The following is an 18,857-nucleotide window of genomic DNA, read 5'->3' on the forward strand; positions in this document are numbered from 1 at the left end:
GTCCTGTCCGCTTCTGTCGGGGCGCCTGCGCGGTCCGTTGGGCGGTCAGCTGTCGAGCTTCTGCCAGTCCTCGAGCCGCTGGAGGGCGAAGATGTCCTTCACCGAGGCGATGGAGCCTTCGAGGGCCGTGGTGTCACCGTTCTCGTAGACGGAGCGGTAGGTGTCGCGCAGCGCGCTGATGGTGGCGCGCAGACCCTGGTTGGCGTAGATGACCACGGAGACGCCGGCCTGCTTGATCTCGTCGATGTGCCAGTCGGGGTAGGTGGTCGGGACGATCACCACCGGGCAGCGGAAGTCCCAGCCCTCAAGGAACCCGACGACCTGGTCGCGGCTGCGGGCCTTGGAGTGGATGAGCACGGCGTCGGCGCCCGAGTCGGCGTAGGCGCGGCAGCGTTCGAGGGCGGCGTCGACGTCGAGGCCGCTGATCAGCGCCTCGGTGCGGGCGATGAGGAAGGTGTCCGAGGAGGCCTGGGCCTCCTTCGCGACCCTGATCTTGTCCGCGAACTCCTTGGTGCCGAGCAGCGTCTGACCGCCCGCCACGAAGCTGTTCATCTTGGGGAACAGCTTGTCCTCGACGCAGAGGCCGGTGATGCCCGCGGCCTCGAACTCGTGGACCATGTGCGCCACGTTGAGGTTGCCGCCGTACCCGGTGTCGCAGTCCGCCACGACCGGGATCCGGAGCACCTTCTGGATGTTCGCGGCGGCTTCGAGGTACTCGGTCATGCTCAGGATGCTGGCGTCGGGCAGGCCGCGGGACGCGGACACCTCGAGGCTCGAGGACCAGACGGCCTGGAAGCCGGCCTCCTGGGCAAGCAGGCCACCCAGGGCGTGATTCGCCCCTGCCACCCGGACGACGCCGTTCTCTGCCAGTACGGAGCGGAAGGAGGAATAGATCGGTCGCTGCACGATTGGAACTCCTGAATCGTCTGCCGCGGGGGACCGGGACCGTGTGACGGGAACCGTGGGAGCGGAACCGTGGGATCGGGACCCGGGGATTGAATCGCTCTACGTCTTTGTAGGCACGAAGTCTTTCTGGGCACGAAGTGTCTTTCTGGACACGAAAGGCAAGTCGTTGCCAAAGCTCTCGTTCTAGGCCGTCGCCGGTTTCCGGACGTCGTGGCCGAACTGCATGCCGAGGACGCTAGAGCGGCGCGGCAAGCTTGTCAATCACTTGTCAACGTGTTGCCAACGTGCTCCAATGCAGCCCTGGGTCCAGTCGCTGGAGCCACTGGGGAATTCAGAGAGGAACAGCAGAATGAGCACCGCTCCCGCGCCTACTCACCCGCGCACCCTGGAAGTTCCCGACGAGACGTTCCACGTGTTCTCGGAGCGGGCCCAGAGCGAAGTGGCCGCCTACGTGGCCGAGCTCGTACGGCGGCATCCGCAGGGCCGCGTCGACGGCATCGAGGCCGACCTTTCGGCCTGCCCCCGCTTCGCCGCGGAGGTCGACGCCAGCCGGGGCGTCATCGACGACTCGGCGCACTTCATCGTGTACGACCGGATCAAGGGCGTGGAGTCCCTGCGCGAACAGGCGGTCTACGCCTGGCTGCTGGGCACCGCGCTCGGCCGGCCCATGGTCCAGAACACCGACGGATGGCGCCTGATCGAGGTGTACGACCGCGGCATCCGCAAGACCATCGAGGACGGCGCCCGCTACCACCAGACCAAGCAGGGCTCCTACATGCACAACGACGCCGTCAACGACGTCGACCCGATCGACTACCTGCTGCTGTCCTGCGGCCAGTCCGCCTACATCGGCGGCGAGAGCATCCTGGTCGACGCCAAGCCGGTCCACGACGTGCTGGTCCGGCACCCCGACGTCCTCGCGGTCCTCACCCAGGACTTCTGGTTCGAGAAGCGCGGCATGTCGCTCTCGCAGGAGACCGGCTTCTTCCGGTCGCCGATCATCCGGTACACCCCCGGGGGCGAGCCGCTGGTCCGCTACTTCCGTACGTACATCGAGGTCGCCCACGAGAAGGTCGGCGAGCCGATCACCGACGAACAGCGCGCCGCCCTCGACTTCTTCGACGCGGTCCTGGACCAGTCGTCCGTGCAGTACCGCATCCGGCTGGAGCGGGGCCAGACCCTGGTCTCCGCCGACGACCGCTTCCTGCACACCCGTACGGCCTTCTACGACCGCTTCGAGCCGCGCGAGGTCGACATGTGCGCCGACGACCCGGAGAAGGTCAATCGCTACATGTTCCGGATGTGGTCCGCCAAGTAGGTCCGGCCGACGCGCCCCGACGAACCGACAGCCAAGGAGAAACCCCCATGCACCAGCGACAGTCCCTCCGGGCGGCTGGCCACGACCTGGCCGCCGAGATGCGACGGCAGCGCCCGCAGGACTGCGTCGCCACCTCCGCGGCGGTGCAGGCCTGGCACCGCACGAGCGGTCGCTACGCGGAAGGGCGGGTCAGGGACGTCAGCGTGCAGTGGGGCCAGGCCTCGGCCGCGCGCTACGTGCTGCGCGACTCCTTCCGGCACCGTGCCGTCTCCGGGCTCGATCCGTCGGTGGCCCGTCTCGCCGCGGACGGCGGCCACCGCGCCCCGCGCGGTCCGGCCGCCGCGCCCGGCCGGGTGCCGGAGTGGATGGAGCTGTCCGCCGCGCTCGCCGCACTGGAGGAACTGGAGGAGGCCGCACGGGGTTTCGACCCCGCGGTCGCCCAGGTGGTCGTCGACTTCGAGCTCGGCGAACAGGACATGTGCCTGGCCCGGGACGGGATCCTGCACGACGAACGCCGACTGCTCAGCTATCTCACGGTCCGGGTGATCGCCCGCCGCGGCGACCGCGTCGCGACCGGCTTCTACACCCCGGGCGTGAGCGGCCCGCTGGGCGGCATCGACGTCCGGGCAGCCGGGCGGGAGGTGGCCCGCAGGGCGGTGACCGGCCTGGACGCCAGGCCCGCGCCGGTGGGCCGGTTCCCCGTCGTCGTGGCGGGCGGCCGGGGCATGGTCCTGCTGCACGAGGCCTGCTGCCATCCGCTGGAGGGCGACGAGGTGCTGCGCGGCTCCGTGTACGCGGGCCGGCTGGGCGAGGACATCGCCTCGCCCCTCGTCACCCTCACCGACGACCCCTCGGTCGCGGGAGCCGTCGGTTCCTACGCGTACGACGACGAGGGCACGGCCGGCAGCCCGACCACCCTCATCGAGAACGGTGTGCTCACCGGCTACCTGACCGACCAGGAGTCGGCCGCCCGGCTCGGCCGGGAATCCAGCGGCAACGGCCGGTGCACGACCGCGCTCCAGCCGCCGCAGCCCCGGATGACCAACACCTGCCTGTCGCCCGGCACGTCGAGCGTGGCCGACATCATCGCCTCCACCGACTACGGCATCTACGCCCAGCACGTCGGCGGCGGCGAAGTCATCGAATCCACCGGCGAGTTCACCTTCAGGGTGACCAACGGGCATCTGATCGAGAACGGCCGGGTCACCGACCCGATCGAAGAGACGACCATCACGGGAACGGGGACACAGGTGCTCAGGGACATCGACGCCGTGGCCGACGACAGCACGGTGGGCGCCGCGAAGTGCGGCAAGTTCGGGCAGTGGGTCACGGTCGGCGTCGTCGGCCCGACCCTCCGCGTCGGATCGCTCCTGGTCGGAGGTACCGAGCGATGAGCCATGACGTGCGAACCGCCGGTGCAGGCCCCGCCACGGACGGGAGCGAGCTGCTGCTCAAGGAGGCGGAACGGCACGGGGCCGACGCCGAGGTGTGGACCGTACGGCAGCGGACCGACGAACTCGTCTGCCGCGTCGGCACGGTCGAGCGCCACAGCGACGTCAGCACCGGGTCGACGGCCGTCACGGTCTGGGCCGACGGCACCGAGGGCTACGCGGTGCAGAACGTCCCCGACTCCGCCGACCCCGCGCTGGTCACCACCGCCCTCGCCGTGGGCCGGGTGCTCCGCACCTCCACCACCGCGCCGCCACCCCCGGCCCCGGAGCTCCGGCCGGTTCCGGACGCCCCGGAGCCGTACCTGGACGCGGAGGTCACCGAACGCCTACGGGTGTGCAGCGAGGCCGACGACGACCTGGAGGTCGAGCTCCGCGCCCGTGCCGATCGCACCGAGGTGCTGCTGCACCGCGCGGGCTCCCGCCCCACCGGGTACCGCACCGGAGTGGTCCAGCTGCACTCCAGGGTGACCGCCCGCGGCGACGGCATCGGCTACATCGGCCACCAGTCCTACGGCCGCTCGGCGCGGTCCCTGCTCGACTCCCTCGAGCGTGAGGAACTGCCCGAACTGCGTGACCTGGCCCGCGTCCTGGCCGCACGGCCCGTACCGCGTCTGGAGCACGACGACCTCCTGGTGGACGGCCGGGTGCTGGTCAAGCTGCTGTCCCTGGTCGTCCCCGCCTTCCTCCTCGACTCCGTGCTCGAAGGCCGGTCCCCGCTGGCCGGCCGGACCGGTGAGCGGGTGGCCTCGCCCGGCGTCACCCTGGTGGACGACCCGACCGCGCCCGGCAGCCCGCTCCCGGTTCCCTGGGACGGGGAGGGCATCCCGTGCGGCCCCACGCACCTGGTCGAGGACGGCGTCCTGCGCGGCTTCCTCAGCACCCGGCGCACCGCCGCCGAGGCCGGCACCCCCGCCACGGGTTCCGGGCAGCGCGGGCCCAACGGCGAGATGTCCACCGTCCAGCCCGGCTACCTCCTGCTCGGCCACACCACGGACCTCGGTACGGAGTACCGGGAGGGCCGCACCGTCCTGCACGTCGTCCAGGCGAACGGCGCGCACACGTCCAACCCGATCACCGGCGACTTCTCCATCGGCGCCAACGCCGTGGTGGTCGCCCCGGACCGCACCCGGCGGAACGCGGGCAACATCACGCTCGCCGGAAACGTCTTCGAGCTGCTCAGGAGCATCGACGGGCACGACGGACGGGTGCGGGTCAACCGCGGCCACAACTCCTTCGTCGCGGGCCCCGGTATCTGGACCACCAGCCTCACGACCGGCCGCTAGGCCCGCTAGGAACCCGTATGTCACTGCTGAAGAGTCACGATTTCCGGCTGTTCTGGGGAGCCCAGACGGTCAGCATGATCGGGACGAACATGAGCAGGACCGCCCTCCCCCTCCTCGCCGTCGCGACACTGGCGGCGACTCCGCTGCAGATGGGGGTGCTGCAGGCGGCGCAGACTGTCGCGTTCCTGATCCTCGGCCTGCCCGCCGGTGTCCTGGTGGACCGCTCCCGGCGTCGTCCCGTGCTCATCGTCTGCGACCTGCTGCGCGCCGCCTTGATGGTGCTGATCGCGGTCGGCTTCTTCCTGGACCGGATGACCTTCGCGGTGCTGCTGGGGGCCTCGCTGCTGACCGGTTTCGCGACCGCGTTCTTCGAGATCGCCTACCAGGCCTACATACCCGTCGTGGTGGGCCGGGACCGGCTCGTCGAGGGCAACGCGCGGCTGGAGAGCACCAACGCCGTGTCCAGGACCGCCGGTCCCACCCTCGGCGGCACCCTCGTCCAAGTGGCCAGTGGCGCGGCGGCCGCGTCCGTACAAGCGGTCGGGCATCTGGTGTCGGCCTTCCTGCTGTCCCGTATCCGCACACCCGAACCTGTCCCGGAGCGGCCACCGGGACGGCGCATGGGGGCCGAGATCCGGGAGGGCCTCCGGTTCGTGCTGCGCGACCCGGTGTTCCGGGCCATCACGGGCTCGGCCGCCACGTACAACTTCTTCTACGCCGTGGCGCTGCCCCTGGTGATGCTGCTGCTCGTCGACGAGGTCGGCCTCTCGGGCACCCTCGTCGGCGTGCTCATGGCCGTCAGCGGAGTGGGCGGGGTGCTCGGCGCGGCCTTCGCCGGCCGCCTGGCTGCCGCACTCGGCCAGGTCCGGGCGATGTGGCTGGCCTACCTGTTCACCGTCCCCACCGCACTGCTGATCCCGCTGACCGGCGAGGGCTGGGCGGCACTGCTGTTCGCCGTCCCCTGGTTCGCCATGAGCTTCGGCATCATCGTCTACAACGTCGGTCAGGTCAGCATCCGGCAGGCCCTGTGCCCGCCGGACATGCTGGGCCGGATGAACGCCAGCGTGCGGTTCCTCGTCTGGGGCATCCTGCCGCTCGGCTCGGTCGTCGGCGGAGCCCTCGGCGAATGGCTGGGCATCCGTACGGCGCTTCTCGTCGCCGCCGTGGGCATGAGCTCCGGTGTTCTCTGGCTGGTCTGTTCGAGGCTGCGGACCATGCGCGACATCTCCGCGCCCGAGGAATTCTCCTCGGCGCGCACCACTCCCGTGAGCAAGTGAATGGAGAAAGACGTGTCTTCCCGTTTCGTGGTCTTCATCGACTCGCCGTGGACCGGCGCCGGTCAGGACTGTGCCCGCTTCCTGCTGGAACAGGGCATCACCCCGATCATCCTGGCCGCCGACCCCGCGGCCCTCCACCCCTCGCTGCTGCACGACTACGCCGCGCTCGGCGTCGACATCCGGGCGTGCGACGTGGACTCCGCGGACGCGATCGTCGCGTTCTGCCGTGAGCTCGCCGAACAGGGCGAGGTCGTCGGCGTGACGTCCGTGTACGAGTACTACTGCGACATGGGGGCGGAGGTCGCCTCCCGCCTCGGGCTCGCCGGACCCGACCCGGCCGCCGTCGCCATCTGCCGCTCCAAGTCGTCCATGCGGGAGGCCATGGCGGACACGCCCGGCCTCAACCCGCTCTTCCGGGTGGCCGGTTCACCCGCAGAGGCCGTGGACGCCGCCGAGGCCATAGGTTTCCCCGTCGTCGTCAAGCCGTTGGACCTGACGGGCAGCCTCTTCGTGCGCCGCTGCGAGTCCGCCGCGGAGGTCGCCGCGATCACCGAGGAGGTGACGCGTCTGGGCGAGTACCTCGGCCACACGGTGACCCCGGAGGTCATCGTCGAGGAGTATGTCACCGGCGCCGAGTACTCGGCCGAGATCGTGCACGGCAAGGTCCTCGGGCTCACCGAGAAGATCGGCAGCGAGCCGCCGCTCTTCCTGGAGATGGGACACATCTTCCCCGCGTCACTGCCCGGCCGTCAGGAACGGCTGCTCATCGAGAAGGCCGAGCTGGCGGTCAAGGCGATCGGCGTCACCTGGGGTCCCGCACACGTGGAGCTGAAGCTGACCGCGGACGGCACCGACGCCCGCGTCATCGAGGTGAACGGGCGGATCGCGGGCGACCGGATCCCCGAGGCCGTCCGGATCGCCAGCGGCGTCGACATGTGCCGGCTCCACATGACCGCGCTGCTCGGCGGCACCCCCGACCTGACCGTGAACTGCGACCGGACGGCTGCGATCCACTTCCTCATGCTGCAGGCGAGCGGCCACCTCGACGCCATCGACGGAGTCGACGAGGCCCAGGCCCTGGAGGGCGTCCACGAGGTGCACATGCGTCCGGGCGTCCAGGCAGGCATCACGTACGAGGCCAACGGATCGAACCGGGACCGTGCCGCCTGGATCATCGCCGAAGGAGCGGACCGGGACGAGGCCTTCGGGCGGGCCAGGGACGCGGGCGACAGGCTCACCTTCACCTGGTCGGCGACCGCCGCCGCACGGGCCTAGCCGCCGTGGCACCCCGACACGGCCCGGCGGACGTGGGCGGCACCCCCGCGGGGCGCACTCTCTGCGTCCCCTTCGCGGCGGGCGAGGCCCACGAGGCGCCGCTCACCTGGAGCCAGCAGTACTACTTGGCCGAGATGGACGCAGCCCGCCCGTACGGCCGCGCGCTCGCGATCCCGCGGCTCTACGAGCTGCGGGCAGGGGTGCGCGAGCCCGAGGTCACGGACGCGCTGCGTGAACTGGTGGAGCGGTTCGAGTCGTTGCGCAGCCGGGTGGTGCGGGGCGGTGCGGGGGGTGACCCGGGCCCGGGCCCGGGCCCGGGCCCGGGCCCGGGTTCGGGTTCGGGTTCGGGTTCGGGTTCGCGCGAGGGTGGGACTGGGGGTGGGGAGGGCGGCGCGCACGGTGACGCGGCCGGCACCTCGGTTCCGCGTCAGCGCGTACACGCGCACGGCGCTCTTCGGGTCGCCGTCCACGGCACGGTCCCGGACGTTGCCCCGTCGGCGGGCGCGGCGGGGGCCGACGGGCTCCTGGAGGTCGCCGAACGGGTCCTCGCGCAGCTCGCCGGGAGCCCTTTCGAGGTGGACCGTGAATGGCCGGTCAGGGCCGCGATCATCGGCGACGGGAGCCGGCCGCGCTTCCTCGCCCTCGTGTTCAGCCACGTCGCCGTGGACGCGTTCGCCCTGCTGCCGGTCAGCGCCCACCTCGTCGACCGGTGCGCGCTGGCCGACCCCGTCGCCCGGACCGCGCCCCGCTCCGACGTGCCCGGCCGGCAGCCGCGAGAGCAGGCCGAGGCGGAGGCGTCCGAAGCGGGACGGCGGGCCGCGGACCGCGCGCTGCGCCACGCCGGAGACGTCCTGCGCCGCATGCCCGTGGCGCAGGACGCCCCCGGCCGCACCGTGACGGGCGAACGGTTCCGCTTTCTGCGCCGGCGCTCGGCGGCACTCGACCTCGCGGTGGGCGCACTGGCCGCCCGCAGCGGCGAGAGCCCGGCCGCGGTGCTTGCGGCCGCGGTGGCGTCCCTCGACGCCGGGCGCACCGGCACGCGGTACGGATTCGTCCAGCTCGTCACGGCGAACCGGCTGCGCCCGGAGACCGTCAACGCCGTCGTGCCCTGCTCCCAGGTGGTGCTCTGCTCGGTGGACACGGAGGACACGTCCTTCGTCGAGCTCGTGCGCAGGACCGCGTCGGCCTCCCTCCGCGCCTACCGCGCCGCGGCCGGCCCCCCGGACGAGCTGGCGCGGCTGCGCATCGCCGTGGAGGCGGAGCGAGGCGCGCGCGTGGACATGCCGACCACGCTCAACTACCGCCCCAGAGCGACCACGTTGCCCGTCCGGGAGACCGACGCCACCGAACTGTCCCGCGCCGCCGGGGACGCCACGACCCGCTGGGTGGACAGCGGCCTCCTCTGGCAGGCCGACCGCTACCTGAGCGCCGATGTGGACGCCTCGGGAATCCGGCTCGTCCTCCAGGTCGACACGGCGGTCCACGCGCCGGAGTGGGCCGAGCACTGGCTGGCCGGCCTGGAACGCCTGCTGTGTTCCGCAGCGTCGGGCGAATCCGTACCGCGTGATGCCGGGGCGGGCGGCGCAGTCACGCACGGCAGCGAGGCGCACCTACCCGGACCCTCGGCCCGACCCCCGATCCGTACGAGTCAGGAAGTGCCCACATGGCAAACAACCCACAGCAGCAGCGAACCGTCGTCCTGATCGGCGCCGGAGTCATGGCCGAGGGATACCTCCACGCGGCACAGGCGCTGGGACTGCGGGTCGGCGTCGTGGAGACGCCCGCCCGGCACGCCGCCCTGACCGCGCGCTTCCCCTGCGTCGTGGACTTCGAACCGGTCGACGAGACCGCGGCCGTACGGGACGAGTCCTGGCTGGCGCCTGCCATGGAGCTCGCCGGGCGGCTGTCCCCGGACGCCGTGTGGGGCTTCGCCGAGGTGCACGTCATGGCGACGGCCCTCGTCCAGCACCGGTTCGGACTGCCGGGCCCCGGGCTCGACGCCGCGACCGTCTCCCGCAACAAGGCGTTCCAGCGGACCGAGTTCCGGCGGGCCGGCCTGCCCCAGCCGGGGCACCGCCACACCACGCGCCTGTCGGCGGAGCGGGACTGGGCCCTCGACCGGCTTCCGGTGGTCGTGAAGCCGGTGTCGATGCAGGGCAGCCAGGGCGTGGAGCGGATCGCGACCCCGCAGGAGTGGGACGACGTCGTGGCCCGCCGCGACGGCGAGGGCGCGCTCCTGGTGGAGGAGTACGTCGAGGGGCAGGAGTACAGCGTGGAGGCGCTGGTCCACCGTGGCCGCGTCCTGTTCACCAACCTGACCCGCAAGGAGACCACCGGCCCCCCGCACTTCGTCGAGCTGCACCACGAGGCCGGCCACGGCACCGGCCACCCGCTGCTGCGCAAGGCCGCGGACGAACTGTGCGAAGGGGTCGTGGCGGCACTGCACTTCGCCACCGGAATCGTGCACCTCGAATTCCGGGCCCGCGCGGACGACGACCCGGTGATCATGGAGGTCGCGGTACGCACCCCGGGCGACCACATCCTCGAACTCGTCGCGCGCGCCCACGGTTTCGACGTCTTCGAGGCCTGCCTGCGCCTTGCACTCGGCGAGCTTCCGGCCGTACCCGACGGCCGGAGCCCGGCACGTGCCGCGGGCAGCCTGTTCCTGTCGGCGGAGCGCGCGGGGACGCTGGTATCGCTGGGTCTGGACGACTGGGCCTCCTCCCCGGGAGTCGCCCGGTACGACACCCGTCTCGACGCCGGGACACGGGTGCGTCCCGCGCAGAACTCGGGAGACCGCCTCGCCTGGGCGGTGCTCGACTGCGCCACGCCCGAAGAGCTGCGGCAGCTGGTCCGACGGCTCGTCACCGGAGCCGTCGTGGACATCGACACATCGGCCGCGTCCCACTGAGGGGACCGCGCCTCCCACTGAAGGCACCGTCCGCGTCCCGCTGAGGGACCGCACCCGGCCCCGGTCGGGCCGTTCGGCCCGCACCGCACACCTCGTCATGCGAAGGAGCTACATGTCCCGGCAGCGCGTTCTGATCGTCGGCGGGCGGATCGAGAACATCCGCAAAGCGAAGGAACAGGGGCTCGGCGTCGTCTGTCTCCAGCGGCCCGAGCTGTTCACGGCGGAGCACTCGGCCCTGGTGGACGCCGCACTCCTGGTCGACTACGCGGACTGGGACCTCCTGAAGCCCATGATCACCGCGGCTCACCAGGCGTACGGCTTCACGAGCGTGGTCACCACGAGCGAGACCGGGGTGGAACCCGCCGCACGGATCAGCGACCTGCTCGGGCTCGGGGGCGTTTCCCACGACGTCGCCCTGCTGCTGCGCGACAAGCTCCGCATGCGGCGTCACCTGGAGACCGCGGCGCCGGAGATCACCGTGGCCGCGCAGGAGGTCACCGACCGCGCGAGCCTGGAGACCTTCGCGGCGGCGCACGGCTATCCGTTCATCGTGAAGCCGGTCGACGGCATCGCCAGCCTCGGACTGCAGCTGATCGGGTCCGCGGACCAACTCGACGAGGCATGGGAGACGATCGGCCGGCTGCGCGGGGTGGAGCACCAGTTCGCCAAGGCATTCCCCCTCGAACGGTTCGTCATGGAGGAGTACGCCGACGGCCCGGAGTTCAGCGTCGAGGCGTTCACCTTCTCCGGCCGGCACGTCGTCGTCGCGATCACGGAGAAACTCACCTTCGACAACTTCGTGGAACTCGGCCACGTCGTTCCCGCCCGGCTGCGCCCGGAGGAGGCCCGGGCGGTCGAGGCCTGTACGACCACGTTCCTCGACGCGATCGGACTGAGTGACGGGCCGAGCCACACCGAGGTACGGCTCTCCTCGCGCGGCCCACGGGTGATCGAGTCCCACAACCGGCCGGGCGGCGACCGCATCAGGGACCTGGTGGAGGCCGCCTACGGCTTCGACCTCGAGCGCTACAGCGTCGCCTGGCCCAGCGGGACGCTGCCCCCGCTGGAGGAGCGCCCCGCGTTGCGCCAGGCGGCGGTGACCCGCTTCCTGAGCGCCTCGCCGGGCACCGTGACCGCGATAGAGGGGCTGGAGGAGGCCAGGGAACTGGAGAGCGTCCTGGACGTCGATCTCGGGGTCGCCGTCGGAGACACGGTGCGACCCCTCAGGTCGAGCTGGGACCGCATCGGCCAGGTGATCGCCGTCGGGCCGGATGCGGACGCCGCGCTCGCACTCTGCGAAAAGGTGTGCGCGGCCGTGGTCGTCCGTACGGAGGAGCCGGCCGATGTCCCCGAGTGACCGGGTCCCGGCCCCGCCGGAGAGCCCACAGTCGTTGAGTACGGAGGAGCCGGCCGATGTCCATGAGTGACCGGCACCCGGCCCCGCCGGAGAGCCCACGGCCGCCGGAGAGCCCACGGCCGTCGGAGTCGTACGCGGACCAGGAGGAAATCACCTCCGAGGAGGAACTGCTGGGCCTGATCGGGGAGCCGAATCCGGTGGTCCACAGCAAGGCCACCCGGGTGCTTGGCACCTTCGAACGGGCGTGGATCCGCCACACCCCCCTCTGTCTCCTCGCGACCTCTGCCGCCGACGGCACCTGCGACGTCTCCCCGAAGGGCGACCCACCTGGCTTCGTCCACGTCCTCGACGACTCGACCGTCGCCATGCCCGACCGGCCGGGAAACCGGCGGGCCGACAGCTGGCGCAACATCCTGCAGAACCCCCATGTGGGCATGATCTTCGTCATCCCTGGGCGGGGCGACACCCTGCGGATCAACGGCCGTGCCCGGCTGGTCCGTTCGGCTCCGTTCCTCGACCACATGGTCGTCAAGGGAAACCGGCCGAAACTGGCCCTCGTCGTGGACATCGACGAGGCCTACTTCCACTGCGCCAAGGCGTTCATGCGGGCCGGAGCATGGGACCCGGCGTCGTGGGCCCCGGAAGCCGCCCCGTCCAGGGCCCGGATCGCCAGGAGCACCGAGTGGACGGACGTCCCGCTCGACGTGCTCGAAGAGCGGTACGGGCCGAGCTATGAGAGCCGCCTCTACCCGTGACCTCTCGTGCCCCCCGGGTGCACACGCTGTGGAGCCAAGGCAACGACACGGTGAACATTGAAAGCCTTGCCAAATCTGTCAAGTCATTGCCAAGTCGTCTGTGGCCGATTACCGTCATCTCTCGAGCGGGCCACAACGGGGGCAAGGTGATCCGTGTCGCCGGGGGGCGGTCGAGGGTGATCGCACCCACCCCTGCCTGCACTGGTATGCAAGAACAAGGGAACGATCATCGTGAAAGCTGTACTCGGGGGACTCGTCGCGCTCGCGCTCGCACTGCTCCTGCAGGGGGGGCCGGCATCGGGCCAGTCGGCGGCGGAGATATCAATGGCAGGTGCCCCGGTCGGGTCCCCCGCCGAGATCGACTGGCCGTGAGGTGACGGGGGATCGCCTGCCTTGCCCATGAGGTGACGGGGATCGCCTGCCTTGCCAATAGTGGGCAATCTTTGCCACACTCTGTGAAGGGGGAGCTGCTGGGCGGCTTCCCCTTCCGGCGTCTGCGCGTGCGCCTCGCGGGACGAATGACGTTGAGACCCTCTAGGACGGTGGCCTTACATGCTCGAGCAGCCGGGCTTCGGCCGACGCTTGCGCCAGTTGAGACTGCAGCAGGGAAAGTCGCAGTCGGAGCTCACAGGGCCCGGCATGTCGGCGGCCTATCTGTCCAGACTGGAGTCCGGAGCCCGCCGCCCGACGGACCGTGTGGTGGCCTACCTCGCCGAGCATCTCGAAGTGCCGGTGAAGAGTTTCGCCGAACACACCGAGAACGATCTGACCGACCTCGTCATGACCCTCTCGTCGCGCCCGGACGGTGAGCGCGATGCGGAGATCCGTGACCTGCTCGACAACGCGCTGAGCGTCGCGACGGAGGTCGACGCCACGACCCGCTGGGAGGCCTTGGCCCTCTTCGCCCGTCAGCACGCGGTGCAGGGGGAGTTCAGGGAGGAGCAGAAGGTCCTCGACGAACTCGCGGTGATGAGCCGGGACCTGAAGCGCCCGGCCCTCCAGGTCCACGTTCTCCAGCGCATCGCCCGATGCAGTCGCAGCCTGGGCAACATGGAGAACACGCGCCAGGCCGCACGGGAGGCTCTGGAACTGAGCCGTCGGCACCAACTGCACGTACTCACAGCGGATCTGGTCCGCATCAAGCTGTTGCTCATCTCCGCCGAGGCCGAGCTGGGGAATCTGGCCGAGGCCGCCCGGCTCAGCGCCGAAGTGCTCGAGAGCCTGCCCCGCCGCGAAGGCGCACTCGCCGCGGAGGCCTACTGGACGGCATCCACGGTCAGCACCCGCCAGGGCAACTTCGCCTGGGCACACGAGTGCATCCAGGAAGCACTCACGGCCCTGGACAGCCACGAGGACCTCACCCTCTGGATGCGGCTGCGCCTGGCCGCCGTGTCCCTGTCGCTCCAGTCCGTACCGCCCCTGCTGGACGAGGCCCAGGAGCTGCTGGCCGAGGTGGAGCCGGCCCTCCAGCTCGCCGGAGTGCCGCGAAACCTCCAGGAACTCCACCTGCTCAAGGCCCAACTGGCCTTCCAGCAAGGAGATATGACAGGCGCTTCGACAATCGTCGAGAGCGCCGAGGGCGAGCGGCATCTGCTGACCTACCGGGACCAGATCCGCTTCAGGATCCTGCGGGAGCTCCTGGCCGGTCGCTCCGGAGACCCGGATGCCGCCCGCCGCCTTCGGGAACTCGCCACCCAGGTACAGGCGGCTCGCATGCCGGATCTCAGCGCGGAGGTCTGGCGCGCCGCAGCCGAGAGCGCCGCGGACCCGGGCAGCCCGCCCGCTCGCGCATCCGCCTGACGTGTTGCCCCGGGACCGGCCCGGCAGCACCCGGCCCTCAGGACCGACGCGAACCCCGGCAGCCTCCCGCTCCGCCGGGCTTCGCCACGTCAGCACGTCAAGCTCTCCGGCGTACGCGCAGGGAGTACGCAGTCCCTCCGGGGAGTACGGAGCCCCTCCGGGGAGCGGGTAGCAACGTGCAGATGTTCAGTTCAGGCTGTCCTTTGAGTAGGCGTACTCAGGTGCTCTTCAGGGGTGCTGCATGACGTCGCAGGATGGCCATGGAATCGATGCGGCAGGCTGCCGGCTCGAAAGCAAAGCGCGGCGGCTACATGGTGGGCAAGGCGTTGTTCCGCGCGTGGCTCGTTCTCACGTACCCCCTACCGGAGCAGGCTCGTTGGTTTCCTCTCTGGCTTGGGGCCCTGATCTGGAACGGAAGCAAACGCGGCGTCAGCTGTGTGCGTCGCCTGCGCAGCTCGACGCGTTAGGTGGGGGGTGTTTCGCCCAGAGCCAATAGGCTGCGATCGCCACGTGTCGCCTCGAAGTCGGGCCGTGCCGTCACCGGGGCTCGGTTGGATCTGGCGGCGGCCGCGATGGACCTTCCCTCCGGGGTCCTGTCGGACGGTGAGGGAGTGGTCTACCGGGACGGCCGCGGAGACGCACCGCAGCGTGGCTGAAGATCAGACATGCGGACACCGTGGACGCCGTGGTGGTGGGCTACACCGGTACCCGCGCCTACCCGGTGGCGCTTGTGGTGCGGCTGCCCGAGGGCCGGGTGACGCTCTCCCGCCGCCTCACCGCACTGGTGCGCCGCGACGTCGCTGCGCACCTGAAGAGCCAGGAGCCTGGCCCGTCCGCGCGCACCAAGGACGGCGACCAGTACACGCTCTGCCCGCCAGGGCTCCTGGTCGAAGTCCTGGCCGCCCCAGATCGCTCTGGGCACCCGTTGGGGGCCTGCTCGCTCTGCCATGCAAGACGGAGGTCTTTGCCGTTCGGCAAAGAAAGTGCATACGCCAGGCGCATGTTCAGATTCTTTGGGGGTAGCCCGGCGATCTTGTGGATTTTCTGTGTCAGGGTGCGGGTGACCGGTGGCCGCTCTGGCCGTACCGGAAACCACATTCCCTGGGGGGAAGTTGACGCTCAATCACGCCCAAATTCGGGCGAGGCGCTCACTGACGGTGGCACTTGCGGTTCTGGCTCTGGGAGCCGGTGCTCTGCCGACCGCGACGGCTGATCCGGCGGTACCGCCGCCGGTGCCCGCGAACTCGGTATGGGGCAAGGAATCGGCGAAGCTGCCTGTCCCCCCGGTGAAGGTGGGCGAAACAGCCCCGGTGGCCCCGGTCGCCGAAGCGACACCGTCGAAGGAACGCGCCGCTTGGCGCAAGGCGCAGGAGGCACGCACGGAGTCCGGTCAGAAGGCCCGCTTCGCCGCACCGTCCGCAGCAGCCGCCCCGCTGGCCGCCGAAGTCCCCGAGGGCCAGGGGGCGGTGCCGTGGCACAAGATCTCCGACTTCCGCATCACCGACTCCCTCGTCGCCCGGGTCAGCTACTCGACCGGCAACCTGATGCTGGCCGGAACCGACTTCGACGTCGCGGGAGTGGGCCAGAGCCTGCAGCTCTCGCGTACGTACAACTCGATGGACGCCCCCTGGGGCAAGGTCTCCCAGCGCTGGTGGCAGGGCTACGAGCGCTACGCGCAGATATCGGACACCGAGTTCGTCCTCTACGACGCCACCGGTGCTTCCGTCCGGTTCGCGAAGAAGGCGGACGGTACCTACACCGCGCCTGCCGGGTACTCGAAGGACCTGAAGGAGAACGCGGACTACTCCTTCACGCTCACCGACCGCAAGTCAGGCTCGAAGGACACGTACAACCAGTACGGCACCCTCACCAAGGTGAGCGACCGCAACAACGGCACCATCACCGTCACGCAGCACGACGACGGTACGGAACACAGGGGCTTCAAGCTCACCGAGACCCGCTCGGGCCGCTGGATCGACCTGGTCAAGACGAACGCCTCGCAGTGGCAGGCCAAGGACCACACCGGCCGCACCGCCGTCTTCGACCTCAACGCGGCAGGCGACCTGGTGAAGACCACCGACACAGCGAACAAGGCGACGTCGTTCGCGTACGACTCCTCACGCCGGCTGACCCGGATCACCACCCCGGACGGGCGGGTGACCAACTTCGGCTACGACGCGCAGAACCGCGTCACCTCCATGCAGCGCGCCACCGCCTACAACGGCACCGGCCACACCGGCCCCACCTACACGTACGCGTATGAGGCCGGCAAGACGAAGGTCACCGACCCTGAAGCGCACACCACCACCTACGAGCTGAACCAGGACGGCGGCGTCACCAAGACCACCGACCCGCTCGGCCACACCCGCGCCACGTCCTACGACGCGAACCACAACGTCAAGACGGCGACGGACGGCATGGGTGTGGGCACGACCCCGGGCAACGAGACGGCGTACGGGTGGGACGCACGCAACAACGCCACCTCGGCGAAGCTGCCGACCGGGGCGACCGGGCTGGCGGGCGGGTACGCGACGAAGGCGGGCATGGACGTCCCCGGCAACCAGGAGAGCCCGGACGGCGAGAAGACCAACTACACGTACGACGCGGCGGGCAACACCGAGTCGGTGGCCGTCTCGGGCACGGGCGGCGGCACGGAGAAGTTCACGTACAACAAGGCGACACCGACCTGCGGCGGCTTCGAGGGCCAGCGGTGCACGGCTACCGACGCCCGGGGCAAGGTGACCACGTTCCGTTACAACGGCCAGGGAAGCCTCGTGGAGGTGACTCCGCCGGCTCCGCTCGGGAAGACCACGTTCACGTACGACGCGGCGGGCCGCATCGAGACGATGGTCGACGGGCGCGGGGTGAAGGCGGTCTACACCTACGACAGCCGCGACCGCATCGCCGAAGTCTCCTCGACCTCCACCACGGTGTCCTACGTGTACGACGGTGACGGCAACCTCTCGCAGCGCACCGACGACACCGGTGTCATGAAGTACCAGTTCGACCCGCTCTCCCGCGAGACGATCCGCACCCTGCAGAACGGGTCGCAGACCGAGCTGACGTACACGGCGGCGGGCAACGTCGACACGTACAAGGACCCGGCGGGCCTGACCGACTACACCTACGACGCGGCCAACCGGCTCACCGCGCTGAAGGACCCCTCGGGCAGGACGACGACGTACGCCTACAACGCCAACGACAAGCGTACGAAGACCACGTACCCCGGCGGCACGGTGCAGGAGGTCACTCCGGACAAGTCCGGCCGCCCGACCCTGATCAAGGCGACCTCTCCCAAGGGGACGTTGACGAACACCTCGTACACGTACTCCTACGTCTCCGGCACGACGACCAAGGACGGCACGAAGATCCGCACCACCACCGACGGGATCTTCGGTCTCAAGCGTACCTACGAGTACGACAGTGCAGGCCGCTCCTCCTACGCCACGGAGATGAAGGGCACCACCCTCGCCGCGTCCTACCAGTACTGCTACGACGCGGCAGGAAACCTCACCTCCCAGGGCTCGGTCAAGGGCTGCCCGGTTGCGGGCACGGCCTACACCTACAACGACGCCTCCCAGATCACCTCACGGGGTGGCTCGACTGCGGGCTGGTCGCATGACGCCGCGGGCAACGAGACCGCGGGCAACGTCAGTGTGGAGCGTGCGCGTACGGGCGGAGTCTGGTCGGACCACTCTCAGCAGACGTCGCTGACGGTGGCAGGCAAGACGTACTCGGGCACCTACGGTTCCACCGACCAGTCCGAGCGCCTCTACTACGGCGACACCACCATGCACAACGGCCCCCTCGGCCTCTCCGGGAAGACCGACCCGACCGGAGACATGGGATTCAACCGGGAGCCCACGGGCACCCTCAACTCCATGACCACCGGGGGCAAGTCGTACTACTACCTCACCGATGCGCTCGGCTCCGTCCTCGCGCTCGCGGACGAGACCGGCACGAAGGTGGACGAGTACCGCTACAGCCCCCGCGGCGTCGACGGCACCTTCACCGAAAAGGCCCCCCAGCCCTACCGGTTCACCGGCGGCTACCAGGACCCCACCGGCCTCTACCACCTCAAGGCGCGCTACTACGACCCCCGCGTCGGCCGCTTCACCAGCCCCGACCCCTCCGGCCAGGAGAAGAACCCCTACCTCTACGCTGAAGGCGACCCTGTCAACCGCATCGACCCCAACGGTCTCGCGGCGGTCGACGCACTGGGCCCGGTCGGTGACCTCATCCAGGCCGGCCAGCACCTTGCTGAAGGGGATACCAAGGCCCTGTGGGGTGACGTGGCAGGTGCCGTCGTGGGCGGCGGCATAGGCACAGCATGCGGAAGCATGATGCTGGCCGCACCTCTCACGCTTGGTGCCTCCCTTGGCTTCGGCCTTGGCTGTTACGCAGCCAGCTGGGCCGGAAGCCAGATCGCTCAAATGCCATTCAGCTGAATCCGAACAGATAACCCATCGGTGGACATCCGATGATGATGAGAGGCGATGCAAGGTGCGCCAGGTAGGAGTCTCC

The 18,857-nt window shown here is 70.2% G+C and carries 12 protein-coding genes; 11 read left to right on the plus strand and 1 reads right to left on the minus strand.

What is annotated here, in order from left to right; all coding sequences use genetic code 11:
- Positions 1-45: 45 nt before the first annotated feature.
- Positions 46-906, minus strand: a complete 861-nt coding sequence (locus ACFWVV_RS20200; RefSeq protein WP_384352966.1) for an isocitrate lyase/phosphoenolpyruvate mutase family protein — start codon at positions 904-906, stop codon at positions 46-48.
- A gap of 349 nt (positions 907-1,255) precedes the next feature.
- On the opposite strand from ACFWVV_RS20200, the gene ACFWVV_RS20205 reads away from it, so the two are divergent.
- The 11 genes from ACFWVV_RS20205 to ACFWVV_RS20255 all read left to right on the plus strand — a co-directional run bounded on the left by ACFWVV_RS20205 (position 1,256) and on the right by ACFWVV_RS20255 (position 18,781).
- On the plus strand, positions 1,256-2,224 hold the full coding sequence (locus tag ACFWVV_RS20205; protein WP_384352970.1) for a TauD/TfdA family dioxygenase: 969 nt from the start codon (positions 1,256-1,258) through the stop codon (positions 2,222-2,224).
- A 47-nt stretch (positions 2,225-2,271) separates the two neighbouring features.
- Positions 2,272-3,618 carry a TldD/PmbA family protein gene (locus ACFWVV_RS20210; RefSeq protein ID WP_384352973.1) on the plus strand — a complete coding sequence of 449 codons (1,347 nt, stop codon included), beginning with the start codon at positions 2,272-2,274 and terminating at the stop codon, positions 3,616-3,618.
- The gene (locus tag ACFWVV_RS20215; protein ID WP_384352976.1) at positions 3,615-4,958 is read left to right on the plus strand and encodes a TldD/PmbA family protein; all 1,344 of its coding nucleotides are present in this window, start codon (positions 3,615-3,617) and stop codon (positions 4,956-4,958) included. Before ACFWVV_RS20210 ends, ACFWVV_RS20215 begins: the two co-directional genes overlap by 4 nt.
- Before the next feature lie 17 nt (positions 4,959-4,975).
- Complete coding sequence (locus tag ACFWVV_RS20220) at positions 4,976-6,235, plus strand: MFS transporter (RefSeq protein ID WP_384352979.1); 1,260 nt, start codon at positions 4,976-4,978, stop codon at positions 6,233-6,235.
- Between the two features lie 12 nt (positions 6,236-6,247).
- The gene (locus ACFWVV_RS20225) at positions 6,248-7,510 is read left to right on the plus strand and encodes an ATP-grasp domain-containing protein (protein WP_384352982.1); all 1,263 of its coding nucleotides are present in this window, start codon (positions 6,248-6,250) and stop codon (positions 7,508-7,510) included.
- A gap of 5 nt (positions 7,511-7,515) precedes the next feature.
- Positions 7,516-9,213, plus strand: a complete 1,698-nt coding sequence (locus tag ACFWVV_RS20230; protein ID WP_384352985.1) for a hypothetical protein — start codon at positions 7,516-7,518, stop codon at positions 9,211-9,213.
- Positions 9,174-10,421 (plus strand): ATP-grasp domain-containing protein, encoded by a 1,248-nt coding sequence (locus ACFWVV_RS20235; RefSeq protein ID WP_384352988.1) that lies wholly within the window; start codon positions 9,174-9,176, stop codon positions 10,419-10,421. The genes ACFWVV_RS20230 and ACFWVV_RS20235 overlap by 40 nt, the downstream gene beginning before the upstream one ends.
- A 112-nt stretch (positions 10,422-10,533) precedes the next feature.
- Positions 10,534-11,778 (plus strand): ATP-grasp domain-containing protein, encoded by a 1,245-nt coding sequence (locus tag ACFWVV_RS20240; protein ID WP_384352991.1) that lies wholly within the window; start codon positions 10,534-10,536, stop codon positions 11,776-11,778.
- 56 nt (positions 11,779-11,834) lie between these two features.
- Entirely contained in the window at positions 11,835-12,533 is a 699-nt protein-coding gene (locus tag ACFWVV_RS20245; protein WP_384352994.1) for a pyridoxamine 5'-phosphate oxidase family protein, read from the plus strand.
- A 552-nt stretch (positions 12,534-13,085) separates the two neighbouring features.
- Complete coding sequence (locus tag ACFWVV_RS20250) at positions 13,086-14,333, plus strand: helix-turn-helix domain-containing protein (RefSeq protein ID WP_384352996.1); 1,248 nt, start codon at positions 13,086-13,088, stop codon at positions 14,331-14,333.
- A gap of 1,157 nt (positions 14,334-15,490) precedes the next feature.
- Complete coding sequence (locus tag ACFWVV_RS20255; RefSeq protein ID WP_384352999.1) at positions 15,491-18,781, plus strand: RHS repeat-associated core domain-containing protein; 3,291 nt, start codon at positions 15,491-15,493, stop codon at positions 18,779-18,781.
- The last annotated feature ends 76 nt before the right edge of the window (positions 18,782-18,857 follow it).

It is taken from the genome of Streptomyces sp. NPDC058663 (assembly GCF_042716745.1).
In the GTDB taxonomy this organism is placed as follows: domain Bacteria; phylum Actinomycetota; class Actinomycetes; order Streptomycetales; family Streptomycetaceae; genus Streptomyces.